General features: G+C 68.1%; 11 protein-coding genes. 9 read left to right on the top strand and 2 right to left on the bottom strand.

Annotation, left to right across the window (positions count from 1 at the left end):
- The first annotated feature begins 70 nt into the window (after positions 1-70).
- Complete coding sequence (locus tag EV665_RS03345; protein WP_133033094.1) at positions 71-1,012, top strand: LysR substrate-binding domain-containing protein; 942 nt, start codon at positions 71-73, stop codon at positions 1,010-1,012.
- Here the strand turns inward: EV665_RS03345 and EV665_RS03350 are convergent.
- Positions 972-1,631: a glutathione S-transferase family protein gene (locus EV665_RS03350; protein WP_133033095.1), complete on the bottom strand. Its 660-nt coding sequence runs from the start codon at positions 1,629-1,631 to the stop codon at positions 972-974. The genes EV665_RS03345 and EV665_RS03350 overlap by 41 nt on opposite strands.
- 257 nt (positions 1,632-1,888) lie before the next feature.
- On the opposite strand from EV665_RS03350, the gene EV665_RS32200 reads away from it, so the two are divergent.
- The 3 genes from EV665_RS32200 (at position 1,889) to EV665_RS03365 (ending at position 4,248) form a co-directional block, all read left to right on the top strand.
- Positions 1,889-2,272 (top strand): hypothetical protein, encoded by a 384-nt coding sequence (locus EV665_RS32200; RefSeq protein ID WP_162852958.1) that lies wholly within the window; start codon positions 1,889-1,891, stop codon positions 2,270-2,272.
- Between the two features lie 72 nt (positions 2,273-2,344).
- The gene (locus EV665_RS03360; RefSeq protein ID WP_380687412.1) at positions 2,345-3,724 is read left to right on the top strand and encodes a PepSY-associated TM helix domain-containing protein; all 1,380 of its coding nucleotides are present in this window, start codon (positions 2,345-2,347) and stop codon (positions 3,722-3,724) included.
- 26 nt (positions 3,725-3,750) lie between these two features.
- Positions 3,751-4,248, top strand: coding sequence for a copper chaperone PCu(A)C (locus EV665_RS03365; RefSeq protein ID WP_133033098.1), 498 nt, complete (start codon positions 3,751-3,753; stop codon positions 4,246-4,248).
- Between the two features lie 104 nt (positions 4,249-4,352).
- On the opposite strand, the gene EV665_RS03370 is transcribed toward EV665_RS03365, so the two are convergent.
- Positions 4,353-5,723, bottom strand: a complete 1,371-nt coding sequence (locus EV665_RS03370) for a TIGR03808 family TAT-translocated repetitive protein (RefSeq protein ID WP_133033099.1) — start codon at positions 5,721-5,723, stop codon at positions 4,353-4,355.
- A 234-nt stretch (positions 5,724-5,957) separates the two neighbouring features.
- Between EV665_RS03370 and EV665_RS03375 the strand changes: the two genes are divergently transcribed.
- The 5 genes from EV665_RS03375 (at position 5,958) to EV665_RS03400 (ending at position 13,024) form a co-directional block, all read left to right on the top strand.
- Positions 5,958-8,258 (top strand): EAL domain-containing protein, encoded by a 2,301-nt coding sequence (locus EV665_RS03375; RefSeq protein WP_064329426.1) that lies wholly within the window; start codon positions 5,958-5,960, stop codon positions 8,256-8,258.
- Positions 8,259-8,322: 64 nt separating this feature from the next.
- Positions 8,323-8,769 carry a MarR family winged helix-turn-helix transcriptional regulator gene (locus EV665_RS03380; RefSeq protein ID WP_064329427.1) on the top strand — a complete coding sequence of 149 codons (447 nt, stop codon included), beginning with the start codon at positions 8,323-8,325 and terminating at the stop codon, positions 8,767-8,769.
- Positions 8,770-9,124: 355 nt separating this feature from the next.
- Positions 9,125-10,051, top strand: a complete 927-nt coding sequence (locus EV665_RS03385) for an IS110 family RNA-guided transposase (protein WP_162852959.1) — start codon at positions 9,125-9,127, stop codon at positions 10,049-10,051.
- 77 nt (positions 10,052-10,128) lie between these two features.
- Positions 10,129-11,139: a ligase-associated DNA damage response exonuclease gene (locus EV665_RS03390; RefSeq protein WP_064329428.1), complete on the top strand. Its 1,011-nt coding sequence runs from the start codon at positions 10,129-10,131 to the stop codon at positions 11,137-11,139.
- A 259-nt stretch (positions 11,140-11,398) separates the two neighbouring features.
- On the top strand, positions 11,399-13,024 hold the full coding sequence (locus tag EV665_RS03400; protein WP_133033101.1) for a cisplatin damage response ATP-dependent DNA ligase: 1,626 nt from the start codon (positions 11,399-11,401) through the stop codon (positions 13,022-13,024).
- Positions 13,025-13,034: the final 10 nt, after the last annotated feature.

Below are 13,034 nucleotides of genomic sequence, written 5' to 3' on the forward strand. Positions count from 1 at the left end.
TGGCTGATAATCGCGCTGCAAGGCCGTTTCGACAATCGAGTAGTTCAGGATGGCGGTATAGAAAAACTATATGAGGAACCTCAACCTCGTGCATCTCAACGGCCTGCGCGCGCTGGAGGCGGTGGGCCGGCTCGGCTCGCTGCAGGCGGCGGCGGAGGAGCTCGGCGTGACGGTCGGCGCAGTGAGCCAGCAGGTCATCAAGGCGGAGGACCAGCTCGGCCGGGCGATCTTCGAGCGCACCGCGCGGGGCCTGCGGCAGACGGCCTTCGGCACGCCCTTCCTCGCGCGGCTCTCGGCGGGCTTCGGCCAGTTGTCCGAGGCCGTCGCCACCACGCAGCGCCGCGACGATGCGATCCTGACGATCTCCGTCGCGCCGATCTTCGCCTCGCGCTGGCTCATCCACCGCATCGACCGCTTCGCCGCCGCCCATCCCGATATCAGCCTGCGCATCGAGGCGACGACGACGCTGGTCGACCTGGCGCGTTCCGATGTCGACCTGTGCATCCGCGTCGGCCCCGGCACCTGGCCGGATGTGGCGGCGGAATTCCTGGTGCCGCAGGTCGTCTTCCCGGTCTGCGCGCCGGCGCTGGCGGCGGGGATCAGGACGCCGCAGGACCTGTCCGAGCAGCCGGCCGTGGTCGACGGCAACGACGCCTTCACCTGGGAGCGCTGGCTGAAGCTCGCCGGTTTCGCCGTGCCGGCGCCCAAGGCGCGGCATGTTTTTTCCGATGCCTCGCTCTGCCTCGATGCGGCCCTGGCGGGGCAGGGGGTGCTGCTCGCCTATCCGGTGCTCGCCTCCTGGGCCTTGAAGGAGGGGCGGCTCGTCGCGCCGTTCCCCATCCGGGTGGAGACCGGCATGGGCTATTATTTCGTGACGGCGCCGGGTGTGCCGGAGCCGCGCAAGGTCTCGCTGTTCAAGCGCTGGCTGCGCGCGGCGCTGGCCGAGGACGAGGACGGCTTTGCCGGCGCGGTCATTCCGGCTCGGAAAGCCGCGCCGCCATCATCGCCGTGAAGGCCGGCCGCGCCTGGCAGGCCGCCAGCCAGGCCTTGACGTTCGGCGCCGCGTCGAAGAGCTGCGGCTGGCTCATCGCATAGCGGAAGACCTCCGCGAGGTTGAGGTCGGCGACGGTGAAGCGGTCGCCGACGACGTGGCCGGTGGCGGCAAGATGGGCGTCGAGCCGCTGGAAGCGCGTGTTCAGCGCCGTGGCGGCGGTGCGGATGGCAAGGCGGCCCTGCTCGCTCTCGGCGGCCTTGGCGTCGAGCGTCTGGATGATCTTCACCGCATGCGGTTCCACCTCCGTCGCCGCCCACATCGTCCATTGCAGCATCCCGGCCTCTTCCGTCACCGTCCGGCCGGCGAGCGGGCCGCCGTGCTTGCGGGCGAGGTAGAGGTTGATTGCCAGCGATTCCGTCATCACGAAGCCGCCGTCGTCGATGCAGGGGATGAGGCCGGTCGGGTTGACGGCGAGGAAATCCGGCGAGCGGGTGTTGAGCGGCGCATCGGCCGCCAGCGGATCGTCGAGACGGCGGGCCTGGATGACCGGCACGCTGGCAAAGGGCAGGCCGAGTTCGCCGGCAAGCCAGTAGTTGCGCGAGGCGCGCGAGCGGTAGACGCCGTAGATGGCGAGCATGGATCCTCCCTGGGACGCCCGGCTGGCGCGGGCTTGCGTCAGAACAAAGAGCTGGCGCAATCCCCCGGCTAAATGGAGGGCGAGACTGCACGGGCCTTGCCGGCACCATAGGCGGCGGTTCGGGGAAGCGGTAGGGCGCCGGCCTGATCGATCGATGAATTGTCGTGATGATCCCGGGCCTGCTTTGTCGCATTGACCTTCCGCCGGTCCGGGGCTAAGGGCGAAGGGTCCGCGCGGATCGCGGATGAGGACGACCGATGACACGACGCATGACACGCTGGGCCGCCTGCCTGCGCATTCTCTGCGCGGTCGCCCTGCTGTTCGTCGGTTTCGCCCACCAGCCGGCCTCGGCCACCGCGCCGACCGCGCTGGAACTCACCCAGTATGTGCTTCCAGACGGCACCCTGCCGGACATCTGCCTCAACGACATGGTGGGCGGCAAGGCCAAGCATGTCGGGCCGGTGAAGTGCGAGGCCTGCCGCATCGCCGGCGCCATGCTGATGCCGGAACCGGCCGATCTCGATGGCGCCGTGCTCGCCTTCCGACGCCTTGCCGCGCTCCCCCTCGTCGAGGAGGCGCTGCGCCCGCGGCGCGAGCGCCCCGGCGCGCCGCCCCGCGCGCCTCCCGTCCTGTCCGCCTGATTGTTGCGCCCGCACGCCGGTTCGCCGCCGTGTGCCGAAGATCCAGCCTGACAGGACCCTTTCATGTCCGTGATTTCCGATGCGCCGGCCGTTGCCGCCGCCGAACCCTCCGCGCTCGCACAGCGCCTCTACCGCGCCATCTGGCGATGGCACTTCTTTGCCGGCCTGCTCGCCGTGCCCTTCATGATCAGCCTTGCCGTCACCGGCGGGCTCTATCTCTTCAACGACGAGATCGACGCCAGCCTCTTCCGCCACCGCAACTATGTCACGGTCGGCGGCGCGGAGCTGCCGCCCTCGGCCATCGTGGAGAAGGCCGTCGCCGCCGTGCCGGGCGCGACGCTTTCCTCCTACCGCACGCCGGCCGGCGCGGACCGCTCGGCCCGCGTGACGGTCTCCACCGGGGCCGGCAAGGTTCTGATCTTCGTCGATCCCTATGACGGCGCCGTGCTCGACACGGTCGGCGCCAAGGAGGAGTTCAACCAGGTCGTCGAGGACCTGCACAGCCTCGACTATTTCGGCACCTCCTGGGAGCGCATCATCGAGGTCGTCGCCGGCTTTGCCGTCGTGCTCGTGCTCACCGGCATCTATCTCTGGTGGCCGCGCAGCCAGACGGGCGGGGTCGTCAGCGTGCGCGGCACGCCGGCCCGGCGCGTCTTCTGGCGCGATCTTCATGCCGTCACCGGCATCTTCGCCAGCGTGCTCATCCTGTTCCTGGCCTTCAGCGGCCTGTTGTGGACCGGCTTCTGGGGCAGCAAGGTCAACGGCTATCTCACGGCGAACGGCATGGGCTATCCGGCCGAGCTGTGGGACCAGGTGCCGCATTCCATGCTGGTCACCACGGATGTCCTGCCGAAGACCGCCTGGCTGATGGAGAATGCGCCGGTGCCGGCATCGACGCCGCCGGGCGAGGGGCAGGCGGCGCTGCCGCCCATCGGCCTCGACAATGCCGTGACGATCGCCAATGCCGCCGGCATGCTGCCCGGCTACGATCTTTCGCCGCCCGCAGGCGAGACCGGCGTCTACACGGCGGCGATCTATCCGGCCGACCTCCAGTACGAGCGCACGCTGCATATCGACCAGTATACCGGCGAGCGCCTCGTCGACACCGCCTATGCCGACTATCCGGCGACGGGCAAACTGATCGAATGGGGCATCAACGTGCACAAGGGGCAGGAATGGGGGCTCTTCAACCAGCTTCTGATGCTTTCCACCTGCCTCGTCGTCATCGCCATGAGCCTGTCGGCCGTCGTCATGTGGTGGAAGCGCCGGCCGAAGGGCCGCATCGGCGTGCCGCCCGGCCCGCGCGAGGGGCGCATCTATGTCGGCCTGTGGGCGATCGCCGCCGTCTTCGGCGTGCTCTTTCCGCTGACGGGCCTCACCATCCTCGCCATGATCCTCCTCGACCAGTTCGTCATCCGCCTCGTGCCGCCGCTGCGGCGCATCTTTTCCTGAACGCAAAGCCAGAAAGGATTTTTTCCATGAAACGCATCCTCGCCTCCTTCGTCGCCCTGGCGCTCTCGGCCTCGGCCGCCTTCGCCCACGACTTCACTCTCGGCAACCTGGAGATCCACCACCCGGCCTCCCGGGCGACGCTGCCCGGCCAGCCGGTCGGCGGCGGCTTCATGACCATCACCAACAAGGGCGCCGAGGCCGACCGCCTCGTCTCCATTGCCGCACCGGACGTGTCCGACGACGTGCAACTGCACGAAATGGCCGTCGAGAACGACGTGATGAAGATGCGCCAACTGCCGGACGGCATCGAGATTCCGGCCGGCGCCAAGGTCGAGCTGAAGTCCGGCGGTCTGCACGTCATGTTCATGCGCATCAAGCACCCCTTCACGGAAGGCGAGAAGTTCAAGGCGACGCTGACCTTCGAGAAGGCCGGCAAGATCGACGTGGATTTCAGGATCGAGGCCGCCAAGCCGGGCGCCAGGTCGGGCGAAGGCGCCGCCGACCATGGCAGCCACGGCGGCTGAGACGGCGGGAGGAGCGGATGAGGGGGCGATGCGGCAGTTGCCCCCTCATCCACCATGGCGCCTCTCCGTTCGGGCAAGAAGAAGAGACGCGTCGCGGGACGGGCTCAGCCCGTCCGGTTCCGTTCGATCGTCAGATGCGCGAAGGTCGGGCCTTCCCTCGCGAGGTCCCCGGTGGTGCGCTCGTTCCAGCGGTAGCCGGCAATGGCGCCGTTCGGGGTCTCCTCGAAGATGTTGCCGGAGATGAGGGCCGAGCCTGCCTCCTCCACCACGGTCACGGCGCAGCCGACCGGGCTGCGGCGCACCAGGTTGCCGCTGACGACGAGGCCGCGCATATAGGGCCCCCAGCCGAGCATCAGCCCCCATTTCGGGGCATTCTCCACCGTGTTGCCCGAGACGACCGTATCGGCCTCCACCGCGATGCCGAAGCCGAAGCCCGCGCCGTCGTGGATATAGGGGCCTTCGAGCCGGAGGTTGCGCACCACGTTGCCGGTGACGCTCGCAAGCCGCCCGCCCTCGTCGAAATTGACGATGAGGATGCCGTTGGCCGCGCCGTCGACGAGGTTGCCGTTGACGAGGGCGCCCTCGAAGCCGAATTCCGAGTAGATCGCCGTCTCGCCGCTGTCGAGGCAGGTATTGCCCGATATCTGCACGTTCGAGCCGGCATTGGCGCGGATGGCGGAAAAGGCGCAGCCGGAAATGTGGTTGTTGCTGATCATCACCGCGTCGGCGCGGAAGATGTTGATGCCGTTGCCGTATTGGCCGGTGCCGCCATGGGTGGCGGAAATGCGGGCGATGCGGTTGCCCGAGACGATCGTGCCGTCGTGGCCCTTTTCCCAGCGGTGGATGAGGATGCCGCCATTGCCGCAGTCGAAGACGTGGTTGCCGGTGACCGACAGGTCGCGGCTTTCGACGGCATAGAGCGCATATTCGGCGGCGCCCGAAAGCCGGCTGCGCTCGATGCGCCCGCCGCAGCGCTGCAGGCTGACGGCCGTCTTGGAGGAGCCCTGGATCTCGCAGTTCTCGATCGTCACATTGGCGACGTTGCTGAAATGCACAAGGCCGTCGACCGTATCGCCGAGCCAGCGGTTCGCCCCGTCGATGACGAGATTGGCAAGCTCGATCCGCCCCGCGCCGTCGGCGGCGAAGAGGTGCCCGTCGCCGCCATAGACGATGCGGGTGGCGCCCGGCACGCCGGTAAGGCGCGTGTTGTCGGGCAGCGTGATGTTGGAGACGGTATAATCGCCCGGCGGCAGGAAGACCGGCGTGTTCTTCGCCGCCGCCTCCTTCAGCAGCTTGGCGAAGGCCTTGCTCTTGCGGTCGCCCGCGCCGGGGCGGATGCCGTGCGCCGAGGCGTCGATGCTGCCCCGAAGATCGACGTCGACGACCGGCAGCCGCTGCGTGCGGGCAAGCGCCGGGGCGGCGATGCCGGCCGCGCCGAGACCGAGGCCCGAGAGAAATAACCGTCTGCTAACCATGAAAGCTCCTTGCCGGTGAAGGAGCAGGAACCGTGCCAGGTGTTGTTGTGCCGAAACGGCACGGCCGGGCTGCTGCGCGCCAGGGTTGCCGCAAGGGGGCTGGAAGGCCCGCATTGACAGCATTTCGCCGGTTTCCTTTAGGGTTGGATAACGACTCCAGGTGTATGGTCGGGTCTTCCGAGAGGGGAGGCGGCCGGCATTGTCTTTCCTTGCGCTTGGGACTTGCAGGGATTCATGTCGACGAAACTGTCTCACCTTGGCAATGACGAGGCCGACCCGACGGCACGATTGATCTCCGCCAGCCAGCGCCTTATCAGCGAGGCGGCGCGGCTCTTCCCGCTCGCCTCCGCGCAGAGCGAGCGCACGATCTGGCTCGAGGCCATGATCGACGAGGTGCCGGACTACCTCTACTTCAAGGACAGGAACAGCCGCTTCGTCGTCGCCAACCGGGCGATCGTCAACGACAACCGCCGCGAGGGGCTGGAGAGCCTGGAAGGCCTCTCCGACTTCGACATCCATCCCGAACATGTCGCGCGCGGCTTCTTCGAGACCGAGCAGGAGATCATCCGCACCGGCCGGGCCATGCTCGACATGGAGGAACTGATCCGCGATTCCGCCGGCCGGCTCAAATGGCTGCTCACCTCGAAACTGCCGGTGCGCAATGGCGAGGGCGAGGTGATCGGCCTCGTCGGCATCGCGCGCGACATCACCGAGCGCAAGCGCTCCGAGAGCCTGCATGTCGGCCAGGCGCATCTTCTGAAGATGATCGCGCTCGGCGCGCCGCTGGTCGAGGTCTTCTCCTCGCTGATCCTCCTGATCGAGGCGCATGTGCCCGACGTCCTCGGCTCCATCCTGATGCTCGCGCCCGACGGCAAGCGCATGCTGAGCGGCGCCGCGCCCAGTCTCGATCCCGCCTATAGCGCGCTGATCGACGGCGTCGAGATCGGCCCGAAGGTCGGCTCCTGCGGCACCGCGATGTGGCGGGGCGAGCCGGTCATCGTCTCCGACATCCAGACCGACCCGCTCTGGGAGGATTTCAAGGCGCTCGTTGCGCCCTACGGCTTCCGCGCCTGCTGGTCCTCGCCGATCCGCTCCTACCAGGGCAAGGTTCTCGGCTCCTTCGCCCTCTATGCCAAGAGCGCCGGCGAACCGACGGCCGAATGCATGAAGCTCGTCGGCATGGCGACCCACATTGCCGGCATCGCCATCGAGCGCAAGGAGGCGGAAGACAGCATCCAGTTCATGGCCCATCACGACACGCTGACGGGCCTGCCGAACCGCAGCATGCTCGACGAGCGCGTCGCCTCGGCCATCGAGGCGGCGGACGAGTGCGGCGGCGGCATGACGCTCGCCTTCCTCGATCTCGACAATTTCAAGCTGGTCAATGACAGCCTCGGCCACCATGCCGGCGACGAACTGCTGAAGATCGTCGCGGCGCGCATGCAGAATTGCGTGCGGGCGAGCGACAGCATCGTGCGCCTCGGCGGCGACGAGTTCGTCGTGCTCATCAACGGCGCGATGCGCAAGGGCGAGAGCGTGGAGGACCGGCTGCGCGCCGTGCGCGAGGCGGTCGCCGAGCCCGTTGTCATCGAGGGCCGCTCGTTCCAGATCACCTGCAGCATGGGCGTCGCCGCCTATCCCGAGCACGGCCGCAACGCGACCGAGCTGATGGCCCGCGCGGATGCCGCCATGTACCGCGCCAAGGAGATCGGCCGCGATGCCATGCAGGTCTTCACCGCCGAGCTGGCCAACCGGGCGCATGAGAAGCTGGAGCGCCAGGAGGAACTGCGCCGCGCGCTCGCCCAGGGCGAGCTCTTCCTGCAGTACCAGCCGCAGATGGACCTTGCGACCGGGCGCATCTTCGCCGTCGAGGCGCTGATCCGCTGGCGCCATCCCGAGCGCGGGCTGATCGGCCCGGGCGATTTCATCCCGCTTGCCGAGGAAACCGGCCTGATCGGCCCGATCGGCGACTGGACGCTGCGCGCCGCCTGCCGGCAGAACAAGGCCTGGCAGGAGAGCGGCCTGCCGCCCATCGTCGTCAGCGTCAATGTCTCGGCCCGCCAGTTCCAGGAGAAGGACTGGGTCGAGCGCGTCGCCGCCGCCCTTGCCGAAAGCGGGCTGGAGGCGCGCTATCTGGAACTGGAGCTGACCGAAAGCCTGATCATGCAGGATGTGCAGCAGGCGGTGGAGACCATGCATCGCCTCGAAAAGCTCGGCGTGCACCTTGCCATCGACGATTTCGGCACCGGCTATTCCAGCCTTGCCTCGCTGAAGCGCTTCCCCGTCGGCCGCCTCAAGATCGACCGCTCCTTCGTGCAGGACCTGCCGGACGACGGCGACGACGCGGCCATTGCCCGCGCCGTCATCTCGCTGGCCCATACGCTGCAGCTTCGGGTGATCGCCGAGGGCGTGGAGACGCGCGAGCAGATCGACTTCCTGCGCGAGGCCGGCTGCGACGAGATCCAGGGCTATTATCTCTCCCGCCCCATCGACGCCCGCGCCCTCCAGGCGATCCTCTGCATTCCCAATCTCTAATAATCCTTGCCGTCCGGGCCTTTCCGCTCTTGACAATACTATGTTGATATCAACAGTAAGGGGCATGAGCGATGAACCCTTGATTCCCTATGAGACGACCCTCTTCGTGCGCGACACCTGCCTGTGCCTGCATGCGCAGCGCGCGGCGCGGGCGCTCGCCCGGCGTTTCGACGATGCGCTGCGTCCCCTCGGCCTCACCAACGGCCAGTTCTCGCTGCTGATGGCGCTGAACCGCCCGGAGCCGCCGCCGATGGGCCCGGTCGCCACCGTGCTCGCCATGGATCGCACGACGCTGACGGCCGCGCTGAAGCCGCTGGAACGCCGCGGCCTCGTCGCCGTCGAGGCCGACCCGCGCGACCGGCGCGGCCGGCTCCTGCGCCTGACGGTCGAGGGGCGCCGCCTGCTGACGCGGGCCTTCCCGGTCTGGAAGGAGACGCACGAGAAGATCGACCGCCAGCTCGCCGCCGTCGACATGGCCGCGCTGCGCGCCGGCATGCTGGCGATCGCCTGAGCGGACGCCCGGCGCGGCAGCCCCCGTTTAAAGCGTGCCGTGCGGGTGGATCCTCGGGTCGAGCCCGAGGATGACGGTGGGGAGGAGGGGCTTCCAAGCGCATTGACCGGTGCGGCAAGGGAGCCGTCGCGTCGGTTCGCCTTCACTCCCCTTCTTGCGTCATCCTCGGGCTCGACCCGAGGATCCTGTGTGTTTGCGCTGATGTAAGATGGTTGCGGGAAGGAGGCCGAGAGGATCCAGGCCGCCGTTTGTGACGGCAGGCCGCGACGTGGCTTGGTCCCTTCCCGCTTCGCCCATCAACCTGAACAGTTGCACGGGGCTGTCGCCACAGACCCCGCACACAGGAGCAGGCGCCATGACGATACACCATACCTTCATCGGCTGCGACATCGGCAAGGACATGATCGACATCTTCGATCCGCGAACGGCCAGGTTCTGCCGCATCCCCAATGACGAAGCGGCGCTGTCGACCTTCGCGCACCGTCTCGACCCGGCCACCGACCTGGTCGTCTTCGGGGCGACAGGCCATTGCGACCGGCTGTTGCGCCTGTGTCTTTCGCAGGCCGGCATCGCCTTTGCCCGCGTCAACCCGAAGACGGCCCGGCGCTTTGCCGAAGCGCGGGGACGGCTGGCCAAGACCGATCGCATCGATGCCCGCTCGCTTTGCGAGATGGGCGCCATGTTCGGCCTGACGGCCGAGGCGCCGCCTTGCCCGGTCCGCGAGCGGCTGGCGGCCCTTGCCCGCCGCCGGGATCAGCTCGTCGATGCCCGCGCAACCGAGCGCAGGCATCTTTGCGATGCCTTCGATCCCGCCATCCGCGCCGACATCGAGACCATGATCGCCATCCTCGGCGAGAAGATCGCCTCGATCCAGGCCGAGATCGACGACCACATGAAGAGCCAGGCCCTCACCGAACACGCCCATCGCCTCACCTCCGCCCCCGGCGTCGGCAAGGTGACGGCCTTGACCCTGCTGGCCCATATGCCCGAACTCGGCGCCCTCTCGCCCAAGGCGGCGGCAAGCCTTGCGGGCCTTGCTCCCTTCAATGACGATTCCGGCAAGAGATCCGGCCGACGCCGTATCAAGGGCGGCAGGCCACGCGTGCGAAAGGCCCTCTACATGGCGGCCCTCGGCGCCATCAAGGCCTCAGCGCGCCTGCGTGCCTTCCATCAAGCCGTCTCGGCCAGGACAGGATCGGCAAAGGCCGGCATCATCGCCGTCGCAAGGAAGCTCCTCACAATCCTAAATGCAATGCAGCGCGACAAAACTCACTTCGCATGAACACAGTTGCCACCCGCACGGCACGCCGCCGACGGCTGCCACTGGCACCGCGCACAAAACCCTCTATCTTCCCCCGCATGAAGCCCGACCAGCTCCTCCATCCGGCGCCCGCCGGCCTCTATTGCCCTGCCGGCGATTTCTACATCGATCCTGTCCGTCCCGTGGCAAGGGCGCTGATCACCCATGGCCATTCCGACCATGCAAGGGCCGGGCACGGCGCGGTGCTGGCGACGCGCGAGACGCTCGACATCATGGCCATCCGCTACGGCGCGGATTTCTGCGGCGCGATGCAGGCGGCCGCCTTCGGCGAGCGCATCGATCTTTCCGGCGTCACCGTCTCCTTCCATCCCGCCGGCCATGTGCTCGGCTCGGCGCAGATCGCGGTGGAGAAGGCGGGCCTCACCATCGTCGCCTCCGGCGACTACAAGCGCGGCGCCGACCCGACCGCAACCCCCTACGAGCCGGTGCCCTGCGACATCTTCATCACCGAGGCGACCTTCGGCCTGCCGGTCTTCCATCATCCCGAGCCGAAGGGCGAGATGGGCAAGCTGCTGACCTCGCTCCGCCAGTTCCCGGAGCGCAGCCATCTGCTCGGCGCCTATTCGCTCGGCAAGGCGCAGCGCGTCATCCGCCTGCTGCGCGATTGCGGCTATGATGCGCCGATCTACATCCACGGCTCGCTCGCCCGTCTCTGCGACTATTATGTCAGCCGCGGCATTGCACTCGGCGACCTGCGCCCCGCCACGACGGAGAGAAGCAGCCCCGCCGATTTCCGCGGCGCCGTCGTCGTCGGCCCGCCCTCGGCCTTCGCCGACCGCTGGGCGCGCCGCTTCAACGAACCGCTCGTCGCCTTCGCCTCCGGCTGGATGATGGTGCGCCAGCGTGCCAAGCAGGGCGGCGTCGAGCTGCCGCTCGTCATCTCCGACCATTGCGACTGGCCGGAACTGACCGGGACGATCCGCGAGCTCGCGCCGCGCGAGGTCTGGGTGACGCATGGCCGCGAGGAGGCGCTGGTGCGCTGGTGCGAACTCGCCGGCATCCCGGCCAGGCCGCTGCATCTCGTGGGCTATGAGGATGAGGGGGATTGAGGATGCAGCCTGCTTGTCCTTCGCCGGCTCCGTCTTCGGGGCTGCAACACCCCCCTCTGCCCTGCCGGCCATCTCCCCCTCAAGGGGGGAGATTGGATGGAGCAACGTTTCGCCTATCGCTGGCGCTGCTGATCGAGCAAGGTTCCTGCTTCTTGCCGATCTCCCCCCTTGAGGGGGAGATGCCCGGCAGGGCAGAGGGGGGTGCCGCAGCGTACGCCCCAACCACGGGCCCATCGCACGCAGGCGGAAGGCACACCCCATGAGAGCCTTCGCCACGCTGCTCGACCGCCTCGTCCTCACCCCCTCGCGCAACGGCAAGCTGACGCTGCTCGCCGATTATTTCCGCGACACGCCCGATCCCGACCGCGGCTACGGCCTTGCCGCCATTGCCGGCACGCTGGACTTGAAGAGCGTCAAGCCGGCGCTGCTGCGCGAGCTCGTGCTGGAGCGCATGGACGAGGTGCTGTTCCGCTATTCCTACGATTATGTCGGCGATCTCGCGGAAACCATCGCGCTCGTCTGGGACGAGGAGCGCAAGGAGCGCGTGCCGGATGAAGCGCAGCCCCGGCTCGGCGCCGTCGTTTCCCGCATGAACGCGCTCGGCCGCACGGAGGTGCGCGGCGCGGTGCGCGATCTCCTCGACCGGCTCGATCCCTCCGCCCGCTTCGCCTTCCTCAAGCTTGCGACCGGCGGCCTGCGCATCGGCGTTTCCGCGCGCCTTGCCAAGCAGGCGCTCGCCGATTTCTCCGGCAGGGACGTCACCGAGATCGAGACGCTGTGGCACGGGCTGTCGCCGCCCTACGAACCGCTCTTCGCCTGGCTGGAGGGCCGGGCGGACCGCCCGGTGCTCGCCACACCCGCCATCTTCCATTCCGTCATGCTCGCCAATCCGGTGGGCGAGGGGGATCTCGACGCGCTCGACCCGGCCGATTTCGCCGCCGAATGGAAGTGGGACGGCATTCGCGTGCAACTGTCGGCGGCCGGCAGCACGCGCCGCCTCTATTCCCGCTCCGGCGACGACATCTCCGCGGCCTTTCCGGATGTGCTGGAGGCGATCAGCTTCGAGGGGGTGGTTGACGGCGAGCTGCTCGTCGGCGGCACGGCGCGCATGAACAGCCCGACGCGCACCTTCTCCGATCTCCAGCAGCGCCTCAACCGCAAGACCGTCACCCCGCGCATGCTGGAGGACTATCCCGCCTTCGTGCGCGCCTATGACGTGCTCTTCGAGGGCGAGGCGGATGTCCGCCCGCAGAGCTTTTCCGATCGCCGCGCCCGCCTCGGCGAAATGATCGAGAAGGCGCCGCACGATCGTTTCGACCTGTCGCCGCTGGTGCCCTTCGGCTCCTGGGCCGAGCTGGAGACGATCCGCCGCGATCCGCCCGATCCGGTCATCGAGGGGGTGATGATCAAGCGGCTGGACAGCCCCTACCAGGCCGGCCGCATGAAGGGCCCGTGGTTCAAGTGGAAGCGCGATCCCTTCAACATCGACGCCGTCATGATGTATGCCCAGCGCGGCCACGGCAAGCGCTCGAGCTACTATTCCGACTTCACCTTCGGCGTGTGGACCGACGGCCCGGACGGTCCCCTGCTGGTGCCCGTCGGAAAGGCCTATTTCGGCTTCACCGATGCCGAGCTCGAAGTGCTCGACCGCTATGTGCGCAACAATACGACCGACCGTTTCGGCCCCGTGCGCGCCGTCAGGGCCGAACCCGGCTACGGCTTCGTGCTGGAGGTCGCCTTCGAGGGCATCAACCGCTCCACCCGCCACAAATCCGGCGTCGCCATGCGCTTCCCCCGCATCGCCCGCCTGAGGCAGGACAAGCTGCCCGCCGACGCCGACCGGCTGGAGACGCTGATGGCGATGGTGGAAGCGAAGGAAGGGTAGGGTAGCGGTT

It is taken from the genome of Shinella granuli, from assembly GCF_004341885.1.
Taxonomy (GTDB): domain Bacteria; phylum Pseudomonadota; class Alphaproteobacteria; order Rhizobiales; family Rhizobiaceae; genus Shinella; species Shinella granuli.

Bases quoted from the DNA above. Each gene is read 5' to 3' on its own strand.
- EV665_RS03345 (WP_133033094.1), top strand. From the start codon at position 71: ATGAGGAACCTCAACCTCGTGCATCTCAACGGCCTGCGCGCGCTGGAG.
- EV665_RS03350 (WP_133033095.1), bottom strand. From the start codon at position 1,631: ATGCTCGCCATCTACGGCGTCTACCGCTCGCGCGCCTCGCGCAACTAC.
- EV665_RS32200 (WP_162852958.1), top strand. From the start codon at position 1,889: ATGACACGACGCATGACACGCTGGGCCGCCTGCCTGCGCATTCTCTGC.
- EV665_RS03365 (WP_133033098.1), top strand. From the start codon at position 3,751: ATGAAACGCATCCTCGCCTCCTTCGTCGCCCTGGCGCTCTCGGCCTCG.
- EV665_RS03370 (WP_133033099.1), bottom strand. From the start codon at position 5,723: ATGGTTAGCAGACGGTTATTTCTCTCGGGCCTCGGTCTCGGCGCGGCC.
- EV665_RS03375 (WP_064329426.1), top strand. From the start codon at position 5,958: ATGTCGACGAAACTGTCTCACCTTGGCAATGACGAGGCCGACCCGACG.
- EV665_RS03380 (WP_064329427.1), top strand. From the start codon at position 8,323: ATGAGCGATGAACCCTTGATTCCCTATGAGACGACCCTCTTCGTGCGC.
- EV665_RS03385 (WP_162852959.1), top strand. From the start codon at position 9,125: ATGACGATACACCATACCTTCATCGGCTGCGACATCGGCAAGGACATG.
- EV665_RS03390 (WP_064329428.1), top strand. From the start codon at position 10,129: ATGAAGCCCGACCAGCTCCTCCATCCGGCGCCCGCCGGCCTCTATTGC.
- EV665_RS03400 (WP_133033101.1), top strand. From the start codon at position 11,399: ATGAGAGCCTTCGCCACGCTGCTCGACCGCCTCGTCCTCACCCCCTCG.